Origin of the sequence: Stenotrophomonas sp. PS02301, assembly GCF_029959485.1 — a bacterium.
GTDB classification, from domain to species: domain Bacteria; phylum Pseudomonadota; class Gammaproteobacteria; order Xanthomonadales; family Xanthomonadaceae; genus Stenotrophomonas; species Stenotrophomonas maltophilia_Z.
On sequence record NZ_JASCOO010000040.1, the window covers coordinates 16,946 to 36,097 of the forward strand.

At 66.8% G+C, this 19,152-nt stretch carries 11 protein-coding genes; 5 read left to right on the forward strand and 6 right to left on the reverse strand.

The window, feature by feature from the left end; translation table 11 throughout:
* Positions 1-144 precede the first annotated feature (144 nt).
* Both aceK and QMX81_RS11495 read left to right on the forward strand, forming a co-directional pair.
* Complete coding sequence (gene aceK, locus QMX81_RS11490; protein WP_282261609.1) at positions 145-1,857, forward strand: bifunctional isocitrate dehydrogenase kinase/phosphatase; 1,713 nt, start codon at positions 145-147, stop codon at positions 1,855-1,857.
* Between the two features lie 140 nt (positions 1,858-1,997).
* The gene (locus QMX81_RS11495; protein WP_282261611.1) at positions 1,998-2,855 is read left to right on the forward strand and encodes a protein tonB; all 858 of its coding nucleotides are present in this window, start codon (positions 1,998-2,000) and stop codon (positions 2,853-2,855) included.
* An 8-nt stretch (positions 2,856-2,863) separates the two neighbouring features.
* Here the strand turns inward: QMX81_RS11495 and QMX81_RS11500 are convergent, their stop codons facing one another.
* From QMX81_RS11500 to QMX81_RS11510, 3 genes are all read right to left on the reverse strand, one after another.
* Positions 2,864-4,450 carry a sensor domain-containing diguanylate cyclase gene (locus QMX81_RS11500; RefSeq protein ID WP_121040420.1) on the reverse strand — a complete coding sequence of 529 codons (1,587 nt, stop codon included), beginning with the start codon at positions 4,448-4,450 and terminating at the stop codon, positions 2,864-2,866.
* A 174-nt stretch (positions 4,451-4,624) separates the two neighbouring features.
* Positions 4,625-5,641: a cupin-like domain-containing protein gene (locus QMX81_RS11505; protein ID WP_282261613.1), complete on the reverse strand. Its 1,017-nt coding sequence runs from the start codon at positions 5,639-5,641 to the stop codon at positions 4,625-4,627.
* 111 nt (positions 5,642-5,752) lie between these two features.
* A complete protein-coding gene (locus tag QMX81_RS11510) occupies positions 5,753-8,764 on the reverse strand; it encodes a TonB-dependent receptor (RefSeq protein WP_282261615.1) in 3,012 nt (1,003 codons plus the stop codon).
* A gap of 421 nt (positions 8,765-9,185) precedes the next feature.
* On the opposite strand from QMX81_RS11510, the gene QMX81_RS11515 reads away from it, so the two are divergent.
* A complete protein-coding gene (locus QMX81_RS11515; RefSeq protein WP_183073714.1) occupies positions 9,186-10,463 on the forward strand; it encodes a sugar MFS transporter in 1,278 nt (425 codons plus the stop codon).
* 9 nt (positions 10,464-10,472) lie between these two features.
* Here the strand turns inward: QMX81_RS11515 and QMX81_RS11520 are convergent, their stop codons facing one another.
* Entirely contained in the window at positions 10,473-11,480 is a 1,008-nt protein-coding gene (locus QMX81_RS11520) for a LacI family DNA-binding transcriptional regulator (RefSeq protein ID WP_282261617.1), read from the reverse strand.
* A 389-nt stretch (positions 11,481-11,869) separates the two neighbouring features.
* Between QMX81_RS11520 and QMX81_RS11525 the strand changes: the two genes are divergently transcribed.
* Complete coding sequence (locus QMX81_RS11525; protein ID WP_282261619.1) at positions 11,870-14,401, forward strand: glycoside hydrolase family 3 protein; 2,532 nt, start codon at positions 11,870-11,872, stop codon at positions 14,399-14,401.
* 60 nt (positions 14,402-14,461) lie between these two features.
* Here the strand turns inward: QMX81_RS11525 and rho are convergent, their stop codons facing one another.
* Together rho and trxA are read right to left on the reverse strand one after the other, a co-directional pair.
* A complete protein-coding gene (rho, locus tag QMX81_RS11530) occupies positions 14,462-16,252 on the reverse strand; it encodes a transcription termination factor Rho (RefSeq protein WP_282261621.1) in 1,791 nt (596 codons plus the stop codon).
* A 222-nt stretch (positions 16,253-16,474) separates the two neighbouring features.
* Entirely contained in the window at positions 16,475-16,804 is a 330-nt protein-coding gene (trxA, locus tag QMX81_RS11535) for a thioredoxin TrxA (RefSeq protein ID WP_019183509.1), read from the reverse strand.
* Between the two features lie 559 nt (positions 16,805-17,363).
* On the opposite strand from trxA, the gene rhlB reads away from it, so the two are divergent.
* On the forward strand, positions 17,364-19,073 hold the full coding sequence (gene rhlB / locus QMX81_RS11540; protein ID WP_121040408.1) for an ATP-dependent RNA helicase RhlB: 1,710 nt from the start codon (positions 17,364-17,366) through the stop codon (positions 19,071-19,073).
* Positions 19,074-19,152: the final 79 nt, after the last annotated feature.

Consider the following 19,152-nt stretch of genomic DNA (forward strand, 5'->3'; position numbering starts at 1 on the left):
GCGCTTCGGCGCGGGTTTTTTTGTGGGCGCCCGCTGGGCAAGCGCCCGGTCGCTGCCGTATGGTGGCAGCAGGTCCTGTGGAAGTGGATGTATGCACGGTCGCTGTTCCCGCCAGAGCTCTCCATGCCCCGCCGGGGCCGCCGCATGAGCGCAACGCCGGACGGACTCGCGCGGTTGATCCGCGATGGGTTCGAGGATTACCACGCGCGCTTCGCGGCGATCTCGCGGCGTGCGCGGCAGCGCTTCGAACAGCGCGACTGGGCCGGTGCACGGCAGGACGCCGTGGAGCGCATCGCGCTGTATGACCAGTGCATCGCCGAGACCGTCGATACCCTGCGCCGCGCAGTCGGTGAGCATGTGGGCGAGCGCGCGCTGTGGCTGGAGGTTCGCGCGGCGTATGCCGCGCTGCTGGCCGGATTGATCGACGCCGAACTGTACAAGACGTTCTACAACACGCTGGCACGCCGGCTGTTCGCCACCCGCGGCGTGGACGGGGCGATCGAGTTCATGGCGATGGATGTCGAACCTTCCGACGCCATTACCCATCCCGTCGCGCGGCACAGCTATACCTTGTCCCCCACGCGCCCGGCCGATGCCTTCATGCGCGTACTGGGGGACTATCGCTTCGACGTGCCGTACGCGCACCAGCTGCGCTGTGCCGCCGCGATCGCAGTGCGCCTGCAGGACGATCTGGCGCACTGGGGCGACTACCCGGTGCGCAGCATTGAACTGCTCGACACCGTGTTCTATCGCGAGCGTCGCGCCTATCTGGTGGGGCGCGTATTCGGTGAGCATCGCTTCTCGCCCTGCGTGATCGCGCTGGTCCATGACGAGCGCGGCCTGCGCGTGGATGCGGTGTTGAGCCGGCGCCGTGACGTCGCGCATCTGTTCGGCGTCTCGCGCAGCTATTTCCAGGCCGATCTGGCCACGGTGGGCGATGCGGTGGTGTTCCTGCGCAGCCTGCTGCCGGGCAAGCCGGTCGATGAGATCTACACCGTGCTCGGGCGTGCCAAGCAGGGCAAGACCGAGCGCTATCGCACGTTCTTCCGTCACTTCCACGAACAGCCCGGTGAGCAGCTGGTGCATGCCGACGGCACGCCCGGCATGGTCATGGCGGTGTTCACCCTGCCCAGCTATCCGCTGGTGTTCAAGCTGATCCGGGACCGTTTCGCGTGGCCGAAAACCATGACCCGGCACCAGGTCGAAGAAAAGTACGCCCTGGTGTTCACTCTGGACCGCGTCGGCCGGTTGCTTGATGCGCAGCCGTATCGGCACCTGCGCTTTCCGCGGGCGCGATTCTCCGCGGCGCTGCGCGAGGAGCTGCTGACCCAGTGTGCCAGCAGTGTGCGCGAGGACGGCGACGAACTGGTGATCGCGCTGTGCTACGTGCAGCGGCGTTTCCGTCCGCTCAATCTGTACCTGCGCGAGCAGACCGCCGAGGCACGCCGTGTCGCCGCGCTCGATTACGCGCAGGCGATCACCGACATGGCGCGCAACAACATCTTTCCTGGCGATATGTTGCCGAAGAACTTTGGTGTGTCACGCCACGGGCGCGCGGTCTTCTACGACTACGACGAGCTGTGCCTGGTCACCGAGTGCAACTTCCGTGCGTGGCCGGCGCCGCGCAATGAGGAGGAAGCGCTGGCTGATGAACCGTGGTTCGAGATCGGCCCGCGTGACGTGTTTGCGGAGCGGTTCTGGATGTTCATGGGGTTGCCGGCGCCCGAGCTGGCGGCCGTGCGCGAGCATTTCGGCCATCTGTTTGATCCCGTGTGGTGGCAACAGCTGCAGGCAGGTTTTGCCAGCGGTGATTTTCCGGACACGCCGCCGTATGCCGGGGCGCTTCGGCTGGCCTGATTGTCTGCAGGATCGCCACTGCGCGCCCGGACAGCGGCATGGGCGCTGGTGCTGATCCAGCGATGCGATTGGACACGGGATCAGCAGTCGTTATGCTGACGATATCGAACACGATGGATCGTATAAGGAGCAACAGCAGGATGGACATCATCAAGGGAATCGCCGTGGCACTGGTGTTGGCAGCAGCGCCAGCGCACGCGGCCAAGCCGTCGGCCGATGTGCCGGTGGAAATGGGCATGCGTGTCGAGGGCACCCTCGCCATTGGCGACGACGGCCGCATCACTGCGCTGGAGATCGACAAGCAGGACATGCTTCCGGAGGCAGTGGCCACGCTGGTGCGCGACACCGTGAAGAACTGGGAATTCGAGCCGAACGTGCGTGACGGCGCCCCGGTACCGATGGACGCGCGGATGACCGTGCGTGTCGTCGCGCAACCGGGTGCGAACGATACGTTCAACGTGCGACTGATCAGTGCACATTTCGATGGCGCCCCGAAGGATGCCTCGGGACGTGAGATCAAATCCCAGGCCCATACGCCGCCCCCGCGCTACCCCGCCGAAGTCTTCCGCGTGGGGGGGCAGGGCACCGTGTACCTCGCACTGAAGGTTGACCGCGAAGGGCGTGTGGTCGACCAGTTCGCCGAACAGGTGAATCTGAGAAGCACGGGGACGGCGGCCCAGATGGATCTCACCCGCAGGCGCCTGGGCAAGGCATCGCTGGATGCCGCGCGCAAGTGGCGTTTTCCGCTGAGCGCAGAGGACGCCAGCCTGGAGGCGCCGTTCCGCACCTACCGCGTGCCGGTCAGTTTCGCGATCGACACCGCCATGCCTGACGACCTGGCGCAGTGGCGCGCTTACATTCCAGGGCCGCGCAACGCCATCCCGTGGTCCACGCGCCCGGAGAGCGCCGGCTTCTCGCCGGATCTGCTGACCGACGGTTCGGCTACGCTGGCCGGCGACCCCAACGCGCCGCGCCTGCGTACCCCGCTGGGCAGCTGACCCTTGCCTCAACCGGTAGCCGGGCCGTCGGGCTGCGGGTACACCACGGTGCGGTTGCGGCCCTGTTCCTTGGCCATGTACAGGGCCTTGTCGGCCAACCGCAGCGCCTGCTGAGGATCATCGTGATAGGTCGGGTAGTGGGCCACGCCCAGCGACACGGTGACCGTGCCGACCTGCTCGACTACCTCGGCGGCCACCTGGATGCGCAGGCGCTCGGCCACCTGTGCGGCATCGAGGACAGCGATGCCCGGCAGCAGGATCAGGAACTCCTCACCGCCGTTGCGGCAGAGCAGATCGGTGTCGCGTGAGCCATCGCGCATCAATTGCGCGATGCGCAGAATCACCGCATCGCCGACCGCATGACCGAAGCGGTCGTTGATGCTCTTGAAGCGGTCGATGTCCAGCGCGATGATCCCGAACGGCTGGCCGCGTGCCTGCCAGTCTTCCAGCCCCTGCTGCAGGCCGCGCCGGTTCTGCAGGCCGGTGAGGGGATCGGTCATGCTGGCGCGGTTGAGCTTGCCGATGCGGTCCTGCAGCAGGTTGAAGCTGTACAGCAGGGCTGTTTTGAGCTGGGCGACTTCGTAGTACCAGGCGCGGATACCGGTGACGTGGCGGATCGCGATGCCGGTGTCGCGGTTCTGCACGTTGCGCGCCAGCTGCCATAGCGGCAGCGAGATGCGCCGCGCGAACCACCAGGTGATCAGCAGCGACAGGATGCCCAGCGGAATCGCATTCCAGATCACCGCCGACATCAGCTTGGACAGCGATGCCAGCGTGGCCGCGGTCGGCCGCTGCGCTACCACGCCCCAGCCGACGCTCGGCACCGGCGCGTACCCGGCCAGCATCTGCACGCCGTGGCTGTTGCGTACCTGCTGCGCGCCGGAGTGGCCCCGGGTGACCGCCTGCACGGCCGGGTTCTCCAGCGCGAACTGGCCGACCCGGTCCTGTTCGATGTGGTACAGGATGCGGCCGTTGCGGTCGACGACGTACAGGTACGACCCATCGCGGTAATAGTGCTTGCCCAGCAGCGATTGCAGGATGCTGCGCTGGCGCAGGTAGATCGTGCCGCTGACATAGCCCTGGTACCTTCCCTGCGCGGAGAAGATCGGATGCGAAATCGCTACCACCAGGCGCCCGGTCGCGGCCTGGTAGGGGTCGCTGATGAAGGGCACGCGGCGCTCCAGGGCATCGCGGTTGCCGGCGCTCTTGAGCAGCACGCCCTGCAGGGCCAGGCTCTGCGGGGAGGTCGCCAGCACGGTACCGCCGGCATCCACGATCAGCACCGAGTTGAAGCTGTTGGTCTGCAGTTGCAGACGTGCAGCTTCTGCTTCCAGTTCGCTGCGATCGTGCACACGCTGGCCGAGCAGGGTGGCGCTGTAGGCCACCTGCTGCTGCGCTGACAGAACGAAGTTCTGGGTCGACTCGGCCAGCTTGCTGGCATACACACGGTTGGCTTCCAGCGTATTGCCGATCAGCTGCTCGCGCTGCACGCGGTAGCTGGCATGCAGGGTATTGGCCAGCGCGATGAGCGCGCTGAGCAGGGCCAGGGCGAGGATCAATTTGCCCAGGTTCAGGCGGGTGGACAACGGACGCATGCGGTTCACGGGCAGCAGGGTGCAGCACCAACCCGAACATGCGGATGGAACGGCAGCAGCGAAACAGTCAGGAGCGCACGACCCCGCCCCCGGGCGGTCAACAACTCGTTGGGCGGCGATTATTGCGGATTACACCCCCACGTGGGTGAAGTCGGCGCCGCCGTGGTGGCCCGTTCAGCGCTCCAGGCGCTTGCGCAGCACGCCGCGCAGATGATCGGCGCCGGCCGGGTCGAGCGGCCCGAGCACGCCGCGCACCGTTTCGGGAATATGCGCGGCGGTGTGGTCATCGGCCTCGAAGACGTAGTGCTGGAACATCGCCTGCCAATGCGCACGCTGCGCCGGTGGTAGATCGCGGATGGCCAGCAACGAGAGCATCAGTGCGTTCATCGGCGCATCCCGCCACGCCGGCACCGGCCGCCACCAGTAATTGACCAGTACATTGAACGCCTCCAGCCCCTCCATGTGGTGCCACCACAACGAGGGAATGAACACCGCATCGCCGGGGCCGAGGTCGGCCACCTGCGCGTGGGCCAGCGCCTGGCTGAAGCGCGGGAAGCGTTCCAGGTCCGGTGCGGCGAAGTCGACCAGGCTGACGGCCTGCCCGGCCGGCGTGAAGTCCAGTGGCCCGATATACAGATTGCCCACCTGCGCCGGCGGAAACAGGGTGACCCGGCGGCCGCCGGCAGCCACGCAGGCCAGGTTGTCCGGCACGTCCTGGTGCGCGGCGATACGCGAGCGGTTGCCGACCCAGATACTGGCCAGCGGATCGTCCACGCCGAGCGCCAGCGTATTGGCCTGGCGGAAGCCGGGCAGGAAACTGTCCAGCGTGGTCGAGGCGACGTAGATCGATGGCGGCGTCGGCGCGGTGGCGTACTTGAGCAGGGTGTCGAGCACGACCTTCAACGGAATCTGCTCGCGGCGGAAATTGAAGCCGCTCATGTCTGCGTTGTAGAACACACGCCCCTTGGCCTCCGGCGGCGCCGTGGTAGCGGTGACCGGCATCGTGCCGTGGTCGAACTGTTTGAGATGGGCGACCGCCGCCTGTGCGGACTGCGTCGCCGCGCTGACCAGCGGCCACTGCGCCACCAGCCCGCGGATCACTTTCGGTGTCGTCCAGCCGGGCAACTGCGTGTGCAGCTGCGCCGGATCCAGATCATGCAGTTCTTCGATCGGGCCGGGCATGGCGGACATCGGCATCCTGTCAGCAGGGGCGGGTGGTACCCACGGTAGCGTGGAGGTGCGGGAAGCGAAAGGCCGCGGGGTGAGCGCGGCCTTTCGGTGCTGCAGGTCGGAACAACCGAGTCAGAACTTGTAGCGCACGCCGAACATGTAACGCGGCCCGGTCTGGGTGGCGTAGCGCAGCATGTTGGAATGGCGTGCGTAGGTGCGCATGGTCTCGTCGGTCAGGTTGATCGCCTCCAGACTCAGCGTCAGCTGGTCGCTGACCGCATAGCTGATGTTGAGATCGAGCTGGCCGTAGGCTTCGGTGTAGTTCGGATTGGGGCCCTGGCCGCCGATGCCGTTGAGGAACTTGTCGCGCCAGTTGTAGGCCGCACGTACCTGCCAGGCATTCTTTTCGTAGAACGCCACGAGGTTCGCCGAGTCGCTCAAGCCGATCATCGGGTACTGGTCGCCCAGGCTGTAGTTATCGAAGGTCAGGCCGGACTTCACCTTGGTGTAGTTGGCCGCCAGGCCGAAGCCTGACTGGCCGAACAGGTGCTGCACGGCCAGTTCCCAGCCATCCAGGTGATCGGAGTGCTGGTTGGCCGGCACGGTGGTGTCGAACCCGGCCACCGGGTCGCCCGGCTGGCCGACGATGGTGCCGGTCATCTGCCCGGCCGAATTGCGGCCGGTGTAGGTCACGCCCGGGTCGCCGGCATGGTTGGTGAAGATGTAATCGCGGATGCAGGGCATGTCGGTGGCGCCGCAGCCCGACCCCAGCGCCTCGTTCCAGTACGCGCCGCCCACCGGTGTGTGCAGGGTGCCGGTGTTCTCGCGCACGATGGTGTTGCTGATGAAGTTCTTGATGTTCTTGCGGAAGAAGCCGACCGAGGCGTAGCTGGATTCACCGTAGTACCACTCCAGCGACAGGTCGAAGTTGTCCGAGACCAGCGGTTCCAGCCCCGGGTTGCCGCGCGAGCCGGTACCGCCCTGGGTGCGCACGATGTCGTCCACCCGGGAGCCGCTCTGGATCTGCGTCCAGCCTGGGCGGCCGATGCTGCGGCTGTAGCTGCCACGCAGCGCCAGCGCATCGTTGATGTCCAGCTTCAGATCGAGGTTGGGCAGCACGTAGTTGTACTTGCCGGTACCGCCGACGAACGTACCGTTGGCGTCGTAGGTGACGTTGAACTCGTTGGCCGAGCCCCAGCTGATCCCGGTCGGGAGGCGGACCAGCGCCTGCGATTCCACTTCGGTCTGCTCGTAACGCACACCGGCGGCCACGTGCAGCGGCATCGACCACTCGAACGTCGTACGGTACTGCGCGTAGGCGCTCTTGGATTTCTCCGTGGTGCGGATGTCCTCGGAGTACTCGGTCGGGGCGACATAGCAGGTCGGGCAGGCCGGTTCGGCATCGGTGGCGACCCCGGCAGCCTGCGCACGCAGGCGGTCGAAATCGAAGACCAGGAAGCGGCCGGTCATGCGCGGATCGTTGTGGCCGGAGAACGCCTTGAAGTAGCGGCTCATGTCGTCGGCGTACCAGATGTTGTCATCGTAGTCCGACGGATTGCCCAGGCCACCCCAGCTGTTGCGCTGCATGATCGCCGAGGCCGAGCGGTTCTCCACCTGGGTGTAGCCGACGCCGAAATCCAAGGCCGAGTAATCGGCGAACTTGAACGTACCGCGGCCCTGGTACTGCTCGACCTTGGACTTGTTGTAGCTGTTCTGGAAGACCGAGCCGGTGACCAGCGCATCGGAGGCCTGCACGCCGCCCGGCGGCAGGTCCATGTGGATGATCGGCAGGTCGCCGCTGTAGTCCACGGTGGTGGTGCCGCGCACGAAGGCGGCCACGCCGAGCACGCCGGCCGAGCCGTAGGGGCCGTCCGGCTGCGATTCGGCGGTCGAGTTGTGGACGTCGAAGGACAGCTCCAGTGCGTCGTTGACTTCCCAATCGACGTTGAAGCCGAGCGAGTCCATCGAGTTCTTGGTGGCCAGCTTCATGCCGCCCATCGAGACGTCCGAGCCGGTCATGTCTTCGCTGTAGATGATCGGTGCTGCGATCGGGCCATTGGTCCAGGTGCTGTCGCCCGGACCGTAGTTGAACCATACCGACAGCTCGCTGCGCTGCTGCTGCACCTTGTTCTCGACGAAGGTGTAGTCCAGCGTGGTGGTGATGTTGTCGGCCGGCTTCCACTGGAACGTGGCCTGGCCGTTGGTGCGCTGGCGCTGTACGCCATTGACGTTGTACGCGGTGTTCTGCGGGCGGCCGTAGATGTCGTCGGGATCCGGACGGTTGGTGATGCGGTCCGAATAGCCCTGGCCCGGCAGCGGCAAGGCACGCCAGTCGCTGGCTTCATTACCGCGGAAGGTCGCCCAGCCCTCGGCCACGGTGGCTTGGTTGAAGCCCGAGTCGCGTTCCTGGTGGCTGGCGCTCAGCGCCACGCCGAAGCGGCCATCGGCGTAGGTCTGGCTGAAGATGCCCGACAGTTCGCCGGTCACTTTCGAGCCCTGCAGCGTGCGCGGCAGGTTGTCGTTGGAGGAGTCGTTGACCGCCTTCAGCCCGAGGCTGATCACCGGCTCGGATTCCAACGGGCGCATCGTCTTGATGTTGATCGTCGCACCGATGCCACCGGCTGGATTGTCGGCACGGCCGGTCTTGTAGACCTCCACCGCCGACACCGACTCGGCGGCCAGGTTGGCGAAATCGAACGAACGCGAGCTGTTCAGGCCGGCGCCGCCGGCGCCGAGATTGGAGGCCGGCATCTGCCGCCCGTTGAGCAGCACCAGGTTGTAGTCCGGGCCGATGCCGCGCACGGTGACTTTGGAGCCTTCGCCACTGGCGGTGCGGTCGATCGAGACGCCGCTGATGCGCTGCAGCGATTCGGCCAGGTTGGTATCCGGGAACTTGCCGATGTCCTCGGCAACGATGCCGTCGACCACACCCTGGCTGTCGCGCTTGAGGTTCATCGACGAGGTGAGGCTGCCACGGATACCGGTGACCTGCACCGTATCGAGCGTGGTGGGATCGACGCCATCGGGGGCCGTCGTGGTGTTCTCTCGGGCCGCGGGATCCTGCGCCCAGGCCGGGCCGGCCAGGACAGCGAGAAGTGCGGAGGTGAGCATCGCCTTGCGGGGTACGGCCTTGTACGTCTTCATGATGATCCCTCCCCAGGGAATTCGATCGTGGCGGTTCTGCGTTGTGTCGGCGCGGGGTCCAGTGCGCACGGCCCGGATTGGAGCCATGGTTGACAGCGTTGTCAACAAACGCACGTGGCGATGCGCTTGCGACCGGCAGCGACGGGTGTCGTGCGTTGCAGTCGGGACGGCCGCGCGTGAGGCGGAAACACTGCAACGCCGGTGTTGTGGCCCGATTCTGCCGGGACATGCGCAGCCGGATTGGCGATGCTGATCCGTTGTGCAGTGCAGAACGAAACTGCGCGAAGGCATTCGGGTGCGTGCGCCGCTGCATGGGCCGACCGCCCGATCCGATTGCTGACAGCGCTGGACAATCGCGGTCCAAGCAGGTTCCATGTCTGGCCGCCGACTGGCCGGCACTCCCAATCTGGAAGGACATGCAATGGACACTCCTGCTGCCGTCCGCGGACAACATGTGCAAAGCAATGGCGTTGCACTGGCCGTGGTCACCGCCATCTTTTTCATGTGGGGCTTCCTCACCTGCCTCAACGACATCCTGATCCCGCACCTCAAGGCGGCATTCGCGCTGACCTGGGTGCAGGCGATGCTGGTCCAGTTCACCTTCTTCGGTGCGTACTTCCTGATGTCACTGCCGGCGGGGCGCCTGGTCGCGGCGGTGGGCTACAAGCGCGGCATCGTGGCCGGGCTGGCCATTGCCGGTGTCGGTGCGCTGCTGTTCTGGCCGGCCGCGCAGGCGCACGTATACGGTCTGTTCCTGGGGGCGCTGTTCGTGCTGGCCACCGGCATCACCGTGCTGCAGGTCGCCGCCAATCCCTACGTTGCGCTGCTCGGGCCGGAACAGACCAGTTCCAGCCGGCTGACATTGGCGCAATCGATGAATGCGCTGGGCACCACCATCGCGCCGCTGTTCGGTGGCCTGCTGATCCTCTCGGCCGCGCCGCGTACGGCTGATGAACTGGCGCTGCTGCCGCACGCTGAAGCGCTCGCGTATCGCGCTGCTGAAGCGCAATCGGTGCAGGTGCCGTACTTCGGCCTGGCAGTGGCGCTGTTCGTGCTGGCAGTGGCGATCTGGATGTTCCGCCTGCCGACCATTCCCGGCGTGGAAGGCGAGGCTGCCACCGGCAGGGGCCGCCTGCGCGATGCGCTGCGCCACCGCCACCTGCGCTATGGCGTGCTGGCGATCTTCTTCTATGTGGGTGCGGAAGTGTCGATCGGCAGCGTGCTGGTCAACTTCCTCTCGATGCCGGGTATCGGTGAGGGGCTGACCGAGCAGGAGGCCACCCGTTACGTATCGTTGTACTGGGGCGGTGCGCTGGTCGGGCGTCTGCTCGGTGCGGCATTGCTGACCCGTCTGGATCCGCGCCGCATGTTGGGGGTCTTCGCGCTGATCGTGATGGCCCTGCTGGCGGTGACGATGCTGGGCACCGGCAACCTGGCCAAGTGGAGCGTGGTCAGCATCGGCCTGTTCAACTCGATCATGTTCCCGACCATCTTCGCGCTGGCGATTGCCCGCCTCGGTACGCTGACCGGCCAGGCATCGAGCCTGTTGGTGATGGCGATCGTCGGTGGGGCGGTGATCCCGCTGGCGATGGGCTGGCTGGCCGACCATCATGGGCTGCAGGTGTCTTTCCTGCTGCCGATGCTGTGCTACCTGTTCATTGCGTTCTACGCGTGGCGCGGCTCACGCCACAGCGGCTGAGGCAGGCGGTCAGCCGCGACGCGGTGGGTGCGTGGATTCGCGCACCAGCACCGCGTGATCGACGGTGACCATGGTGCCGGCCTCCGGCGAGCGGATGCGATCGATCAACTGCTCGGTGGCCAGCCGCCCCATGGCGGCGGTCGGCTGCCGCACCGTGGTCAGTGCCGGGTAGATGTGGCCGGCAATCGGGGTGTCATCGAAACCGCAGACCGACAGGTCCCGGGGGATGCGCAGGCCGCGTTGGCCGGCGACGCGGAACACGGCGGCGGCCATGTCGTCGTTGGCGGCGAAGATCGCCGTGGGCGGCTCTGGCAGATCCAACAGTGCGTTGGCCGCATCGATGCCGGATTCGAACGAGAACTGGCCGTTGACGACCAGCGCCGGATCGTACTCGATTGCATACTGGCGCAACGCCTGGCGATAGCCGGCGTGGCGCCACTGGCAGGCGCCGTGCGCGCGCGGGCCCTTGATGTGGCCGATGCGGCGATGGCCCTGCGCGACCAGATGGCCGATCAGTTCAATCACCGCCGTGGTCTCGTCCATGCGCACGCCGATGCAGCCCTCGGGGTGCCGCGGCGCAATGGAGGCATACGGAATCTCGTGCTCGTCCAGATAGGCCAGCACCACGGCGTCGTCGGTCAGTGGCGGGATCAGCACCACCCCGTCGGGGCGCGAATTCTCGAACAGCGCGGCCAGATCGGGCAGGGTACGGCGCGCCGTGCCGACCGGGCCCAGGATCAGGTTGTAGTGGTTGGCGTGGCAGGCCTCCAGCATCCCGTTCTGGATTTCCATCAGGTAATTGCGCGAGGGGTTGTTGTAGACCAGCGCCAGCGCATAGGAGCGCTGACCGGCCAGGCTGCGCGCGGAGAGATTGGGCTTGTAGCCGAGGCGGGCCACCGCGGCCAGCACGCGATCACGGGTTTCCGCGCGCACGTTGGGCTCGTTGTTGAGCACGCGGGACACCGTCTTGATCGATACACCCGCAACGGCGGCGACATCCTCGATACGACTACGCATGGTGCGGGGGTTCCTCTTGGAGGGGCGGGCGGGCAGATGCCGATGGTAGTGCGCGTGTGTCACATCGATGTTGCCGATGCAGGCGGATGTTGCCATGCCGGCGGCGTGCGTGGCGGGTTCGTGTTTTTCCATGCCGCGATGCAGCAGTTCACGGGAGGGTCGGACACGCGCTACGCCGGCGATCCCTGCTGCAGCGGGACTTCGGCTGCAACCCTGCCGGCAGGCGGTTGACAGCGTTGCCATGGGCTTATATGACAGCGCTGTCAGACAAGGGCGCTGACCGACGCAGCATCGCTACCCTGCCGGCCATCGACATCGCAGCGCGAGCGGTGCCCGGCTGCGGTCGCGCCCGTCCCGTTCGCGCGTATTTCATCAGAGGAAGATGTCCAGTGACCAGCTTCAACAAGACGATTCTCGCCACCTGCCTGTTGGCCGCGCTGGTCTCGACGGCCGGTGCCGCACCGGCCACCGGTGAACGCCTGCAGGACTGGCCCCACGTGACCAGCGCGATCGGTCCGGATGCCGCGCTTGAGGCGCGGGTACGGGAGATCGTGGCGCAGATGACGCTGGCGCAGAAGGTGGGCCAGATGACCCAGCCCGAGATCAAGATGATCACGCCCGATGAGGTCCGCCAGTACTACATCGGCTCGGTTCTCAATGGTGGCGGCTCCTGGCCGGGCATGGACAAGCACGCCACGGTGGCACAGTGGCTGCAGCTGGCCGATGCGTATCGCGCGGCCTCGCTGGCCACCGATGCACGCACGCCGATCCCGGTGATCTGGGGCACCGATGCGGTGCACGGCCACAACAACGTCTACGGTGCCACGCTGTTCCCGCACAACATCGGTCTGGGCGCGGCGGGGGATGCCGCCCTGATCGAGCGGATCGGCCAGGCCACCGCACACGCGGTGCGCGCGACCGGCATCGACTGGGTGTTCGCGCCGACCCTGGCGGTGGCGCATGATCCGCGCTGGGGCCGCACCTACGAAAGCTATTCCTCCGATCCGCACGTGATCCGCGAATTCGCCCAGGCTTACGTCAAGGGCGCCCAGGGACGCTTCGGCGATGACGGCAACGTAGTCGCCACTGCCAAGCACTACATCGGCGATGGCGCGACCGACAACGGCCGCGACCAGGGCGAGGCGCTGGTCGACAAGGCCACGATGATCAACGTGCACGGGCAGGGCTACTACGGCGCGCTCGGCGAAGGCGTGCAGACGGTGATGGCCTCGTTCAACAGCTGGAACGACCGCAGTGGCGGCGTCGACTACGGCAAGATGCACGGCAACAAAGCCCTGTTGACCGGTGCGCTGAAAGAGAAGATGGGCTTCGACGGTTTCGTCGTCTCGGACTGGAACGGCATTGCCCAGGTACCCGGGTGCCGCAACGACAGCTGCGCGCAGGCGATCAACGCCGGCATCGACATGGTGATGGTGCCCGACGACTGGAAGGCCTTCATCGCCAACACGGTGGCCCAGGTGGAGAGCGGGGAGATCCCGATGGCGCGCATCGATGATGCGGTCACCCGGATCCTGCGCGTGAAGCTGCGTGCAGGCCTGTTCGATCACAAGCCGTCGGACAGCCGCTACGCCGGTGATGTCGCTGCCGTGCAGCACCGTGAGCTGGCGCGCCAGGCGGTGCGCGAGTCGCTGGTGCTGCTCAAGAACGATGCCAAGGTGCTGCCGCTGCGCCGCGATGCACGCGTCATGGTGGTCGGCAAGAGTGCCGACAACCTGTCCGATCAGTCCGGCGGCTGGTCGCTGACCTGGCAGGGCACCGAGAACCGCAATGCCGATTTCCCCCATGCCGATTCGGTGCTCGGTGCGTTGCGTGCCGAGCTGGGCACACAGCGGGTTGCCTACAGCGCCGATGCGACGGCGCTCGATCCGACCGGGTTCGATGTGGTCGTGGCGGTGATCGGCGAGACGCCGTATGCCGAGACCAACGGCGACATCCTGGCCTCTGATTCGGTCAGCCACAGCCGCACCTATCCGCAGGATCTGGCGGTGCTGCGCGCGGCCCAGGCCAGCGGCAAGCCGGTGGTGACCGTGTACTTCTCCGGGCGCCCGATGTACACCAACGACCTGCTCAACCAATCGCAGGCCTTCGTGGCGGCGTGGCTGCCGGGCACCGAGGGCAAGGGCATCACCGATGTGCTGGTGGCCGGCAAGGACGGCAGGCCCGCGCATGACTTCCGCGGGCGCCTGAGCTTCCCGTGGCCGGGCGTTCCCTGCCCGGCGCCGATCGACCGCCCGGATCCGAAGCAGCCCCCCCTGTTCGCGCTGGGCCACGGCCTGAGCTATCGCACGCCGGGCAAGGTTGCCCGCCTGCCCGAAGCCAACCCGGACAACTGTGGCGAAGTGACCACCCTGCCGATCTTCAACCGGGCTGACACGCCGCCGTTCGCGCTGCATGTGGCGGCCGGCGGCGCGACCCAGCCGCTGGGCAACGATCTCAATGCCACGCTGCGCTGGCCGACCGCCGCGCCCGTGGTACAGGTGCGCACCGTGCAGATCAACACCCAGCAGGACGCGAAGGAAGTGACCTGGCTGGCACCGGCGCAACTGCTGGCACGCAGCAGCTCGCGTCGCAACCTGGGCGCGCTGGCCCGCACCCAGGGTGCGCTGCAGTTCGACGTACAGCTGCTGCACCGGCCGGCTTCACCGGTGAAGGTGACCATGCAGTGCGGCACGGGCTGCGAGGGCGGCGTGGATATCGCCCCGGTGCTGGCCAGACTGGCGCCGGGGCAGAAGCAGACCGTGACCGTACCGCTGGCGTGCTTTGCCAGGCAGGGGGTGGATCTGGGGGCGGTGGAAGCGCCGTTCGTGGTGACGGCGGACAAGCCGTTCGCGGCGGCGTTCACCCAGGTGCGGGTGTCGACCAACAGTGCCGGGGTGGAGGGGGCCGTGGCCTGTCCCTGAGTCCCGTAATGAAAAAGGCCCCGCAATGCGGGGCCTTTTCCTGTCCGGATGATGCGCCGATCAGCGCTTCATCGAACCGAAGAACTCGTCGTTGGACTTGGTGTTCTTCATCTTGTCGAGCAGGAATTCCATCGCAGCCATTTCATCCATCGGATGCAGCAGCTTGCGCAGGATCCAGATCTTCTGCAGCAGTTCCGGTTCGATCAGCAGATCTTCACGGCGGGTACCCGAGCGGTTGATGTCGATCGCCGGGAACACGCGCTTTTCGGAGATACGACGGCTCAGGTGCACTTCGCTGTTGCCGGTGCCCTTGAACTCTTCGTAGATCACCTCGTCCATCTTGCTGCCGGTATCGACCAGCGCGGTAGCGATGATGGTCAGGCTGCCGCCTTCCTCCACGTTACGCGCCGCGCCGAAGAAGCGCTTGGGGCGGTGCAGGGCGTTGGCATCCACACCACCGGTCAGCACCTTGCCCGAGCTCGGCACCACGTTGTTGTACGCACGTGCCAGGCGGGTGATCGAGTCGAGCAGGATCACCACGTCCTTCTTGTGCTCGACCAGGCGCTTGGCACGCTCGATCACCATTTCGGCGACCTGCACGTGACGGGCGGCCGGCTCGTCGAAGGTGGAGCTGATGACTTCGCCGCGCACGGTGCGCTGCATTTCCGTCACTTCTTCCGGACGCTCATCGATCAGCAGCACGATCAGGTGGACGTCCGGATGATTGGTGGTGATCGCCGTGGCCACCTGCTGCATCATCATCGTCTTGCCGGCCTTGGGCTGGGAGACGATCAGCGAACGCTGACCCTTGCCCTGCGGTGCCATCAGATCGAGGATGCGGCCGGTGATGTCTTCGGACGAACCGTTGCCGCGTTCCAGGGTGAAGCGCTTGCGCGGGAACAGCGGGGTCAGGTTCTCGAACAGCACCTTGTTCTTGGACGCTTCCAGCGGCTCACCGTTGATGGTGTCCACGATCGACAGCGCGAAGTAGCGCTCGCCGTCCTTCGGGAAGCGGATGCGGCCGGACAGGTGATCGCCGGTGCGCAGGTTGAAGCGGCGGATCTGGCTGGGCGAAATGTAGGTATCGTCCGGGCCGGCCAGGTAGCTGGCTTCGGCTGCGCGCAGGAAGCCGAAGCCGTCGGGCAGGATTTCCAGCACGCCATCGGCGGCGACGCCGTCGCCATGACGGGTCAGCACCTTGAGCAGGGCGAAGATCACGTCCTGCTTGCGGGCGCGGGCCACGCCTTCGGAGATCTGCAGCTGCTCGGCGATTTCCAGCAGCTTCTGTGCCGGCATGCGCTTGAGGTCACTCAGCGAATAGACCGGGAAGCCTTCGGGCACGTTGGCCTGCTGGCTGCGCACGAACGGCTGCTGTTCGCCGTTGTCCTGCGGCATGCCGTCGTCGTTGTAGCGATCGCCACCGCGGTTGCGGTCGCGGCGATTGCGGAAACGGTCGCGGCGGTTGCCTTGGCCCTGACCCTGGCCTTGGCCTTGGCCTTGATTCTGACCTTGACCCTGCTGGTACGGGTTCTGCCCGCCCTGCGGGTTCTGGTTGCGGCCATTCTGGTTGCGCTGGCCACCGTCGCCGGTGTCCTGCTGACCACCGCCCTGCGAGGGCGATGCGTCGCCACCGGCAGAAGCTGCCGGCGCCGATGCCTGCGGGGCCGCCGAAGGAGCGGCAGCCGGCGCCGGCGCGTCAGACGCGGCAGCCAGAGGCAGAGCGGGTTGTGAAGGGGGGGAACCGGCTTCGGCAGCGGTGTTGGCGGCGGCCTTGGCGACGCGCGGCTTGCGCACGCGCTTCTCGGCGGGCGCGTCGGCGCTCCCGGGTTCGGAAGTAGTGATATCGGACAAGTGCTGGATTCCTCGCTAGAAGGTGCGAGCGCCCGGCAGGGCGGCGAACGTTGGGAAAGGATCTGGAAGGAAACTGCGTCCAGAAGATGCGGCGCGCGAATGCGGCCGGATATGCCGACACTAACACCGGCTCGCGGCGGCGCGCAAGCCGGGTGGGGCAGGGTCATTCATGCGGGCGACGGGCCCGCGTGGCAGCCGGACGGTGCCGGCTGCCTGCTGCGATCAGGCCAGGGCCTTGTCGAGCATGCCGGCCAGCTGGGCCTTGCCGACGGCACCGATCTGCTGCGCCTGGACTTCGCCGTCCTTGAACACCAGCAGCATCGGGATCGAGCGCACGTGGTACTTGGCAGCCAGGGCGCGGTTCTGATCCACGTTGACCTTGGCGATCTTGGCGCGGCCGTTGTAGGCGTCGGCCAGTTCATCCAGCGCCGGGGCGATCATCTTGCAGGGACCACACCATTCGGCCCAGAAATCGACCAGCACCGGTTCCTTGGAATTCAGCACTGCGCTATCAAAGTCGGCGTCGCCGACATGTACAACCTTGTCGCTCATCTTGGTTTCTCGTCTGGTAATGCACCCGGCAGGGCCGGAGGAAGTTGAATTTGGGCAACGCCAAGCGGGCGTCACCCTCGTCTGGTGCCTCGTGGCCGCGGGCGGCCAGCGGTGCGTTCGGCGGATGCCTGGACGCTCACGGGGCGCAGTGTACCGCTATCGCCGTGACCGGACAGACGCTGGTTGGAAAGAAGCGTCCCGTGATCGCCCACCTGCGTTATCGCGACGATCCCGGTTGATATGCGGGGGCCAGGACGACGGTTCCAGCCCCGCCAGCCGCGCCGTTCAACCGGCGGCAGGGCGGGTGAATACGAGGTGCAGAGCGCATGCCAGCCGCTCCAACGCGCTGTAATGGCGCGCCGGGCGGGCATTCTCACGGGGTCGAGAGACGGGTGATCCCGGTTTGCCGCCGACATTGCGTTAAACTGGGGCATTGCGCGGCGCCCTGGACCCGAGTCCGGCCCCGCCAATCCCGGCGCAGGGGCCGTTTGCGACGGTGCCCCCCAAGATGATGCAAGCCACCCGCACCTCTGCCGGCTGGCCTTACCAAGACGGACTCATGAGCGACAAACCGCTGACCGATTTGACCTTCTCCTCCTTCGAGCTGCATCCGGCCCTGCAGGCCGGCCTTGAAGGAGCCGGATTCACCCGTTGCACGCCCATCCAGGCGCTGACCCTGCCGGTCGCGCTGCCCGGCGGCGACGTCGCCGGCCAGGCCCAGACCGGCACCGGCAAGACGCTGGCCTTCCTGGTCGCGGTGGTGAACCGCCTGCTGACCCGCCCGGCACTGGCCGATCGCAAGCCGGAAGACCCGCGCGCGCTGATCCTGGCCCCGACCCGCGAGCTGGCCATCCAGATCCACAAGGATGCCGTGAAGTTCGGCTCCGACCTCGGCCTGCGCTTCGCGCTGGTCTACGGTGGTGTGGACTACGACAAACAGCGCGAGATCCTGCAGCAGGGCGTGGACGTGATCATCGCCACCCCGGGCCGCCTGATCGACTACGTCAAGCAGCACAAGGTGGTCTCGCTGCACGCCTGCGAAATCTGCGTGCTCGACGAAGCCGACCGCATGTTCGACCTGGGCTTCATCAAGGACATCCGCTTCCTGCTGCGCCGCATGCCCGAGCGCAGCACGCGCCAGACGCTGCTGTTCAGCGCCACGCTCAGCCATCGCGTGCTGGAGCTGGCCTACGAGCACATGAACGAGCCGCAGAAGCTGGTGGTGGAGAGCGAATCCATTACCGCCGCCCGCGTGCGCCAGCGCATCTATTTCCCGGCCGACGAAGAGAAGATTCCGCTGCTGCTGGGCCTGCTCTCGCGCAGCGAAGGCGCCCGCACCATGGTGTTCGTCAACACCAAGGTGTTCGTCGAGCGCGTGGCGCGTTCGCTTGAAAAGGCCGGTTACCGCGTCGGCGTGCTGTCCGGCGATGTGCCGCAGAAGAAGCGTGAGAGCCTGCTCAACCGCTTCCAGAAGGGTCAGCTGGAAATCCTGGTGGCCACCGATGTCGCCGCCCGCGGCCTGCACATCGACGGCATCAAGTACGTCTACAACTACGATCTGCCGTTCGATGCGGAAGACTACGTGCACCGCATCGGCCGCACCGCGCGCCTGGGTGAAGAAGGCGATGCGATCAGCTTTGCGTGCGAGCGCTACGCGATGGGTCTGCCGGACATCGAGGCTTACATCGAGCAGAAGATCCCGGTCGAGCCGGTCACCAGCGAAATCCTGACCCCGATCCCGCGCGCGCCGCGTGCACCGTCGCCGGAAGGCGAGGGTGATGCCGAGGGCGACGAGAACGAAAGCGTCGGCCAGATCTTCCGCGAAGCACGCGAAGCGCGTGCCGCCGAAGAGCAGCGTCGTGGCGGTGGCAGCAGCCGTGGCGGCAAGCCGGCCGGTGGCCGTGGCGAACGCCGTGCACCGGGCGAGCGCAGTGCCGATGGCAAGCCGCGTCGCGAGCGCAAGCCGCGCGTGGAAGGCGAGCCGCCGGTCGCCGCCGTCGATGCCGAGGTCAAGCCGCAGCTGGCCCCGACCGCCGCGCCGTCTGCCGATGGCAGCCCGGCGGTGGAAGGTGAGCGCGCGCCGCGCAAGCGTCGTCGTCGTCGCCACGGCCGTCCGGTCGAAGGTGCCGAGGGCGCCGCAGCGACCGGCCCGGTGACCCCGGTGCAGGTGACGGCCAAGCCGATGCGCGGCACGCCTGCCGCCGATCCGGGCGCCTCGTTCCTGACGCGCCTGGGCCGCAAGATCCGCCGGATGCTCTCCGGCAGCTGATCCTGTTGCCGATTCACGGGTAGTGCCGGCCGCTGGCCGGCGCTGCACGGTGCAGGCAGTACGGGGAGCCGGCCAGCGG

Bases quoted from the DNA above. Each gene is read 5' to 3' on its own strand.
- aceK (WP_282261609.1), top strand. From the start codon at position 145: ATGAGCGCAACGCCGGACGGACTCGCGCGGTTGATCCGCGATGGGTTC.
- QMX81_RS11495 (WP_282261611.1), top strand. From the start codon at position 1,998: ATGGACATCATCAAGGGAATCGCCGTGGCACTGGTGTTGGCAGCAGCG.
- QMX81_RS11500 (WP_121040420.1), bottom strand. From the start codon at position 4,450: ATGCGTCCGTTGTCCACCCGCCTGAACCTGGGCAAATTGATCCTCGCC.
- QMX81_RS11505 (WP_282261613.1), bottom strand. From the start codon at position 5,641: ATGTCCGCCATGCCCGGCCCGATCGAAGAACTGCATGATCTGGATCCG.
- QMX81_RS11510 (WP_282261615.1), bottom strand. From the start codon at position 8,764: ATGAAGACGTACAAGGCCGTACCCCGCAAGGCGATGCTCACCTCCGCA.
- QMX81_RS11515 (WP_183073714.1), top strand. From the start codon at position 9,186: ATGGACACTCCTGCTGCCGTCCGCGGACAACATGTGCAAAGCAATGGC.
- QMX81_RS11520 (WP_282261617.1), bottom strand. From the start codon at position 11,480: ATGCGTAGTCGTATCGAGGATGTCGCCGCCGTTGCGGGTGTATCGATC.
- trxA (WP_019183509.1), bottom strand. From the start codon at position 16,804: ATGAGCGACAAGGTTGTACATGTCGGCGACGCCGACTTTGATAGCGCA.
- rhlB (WP_121040408.1), top strand. From the start codon at position 17,364: ATGAGCGACAAACCGCTGACCGATTTGACCTTCTCCTCCTTCGAGCTG.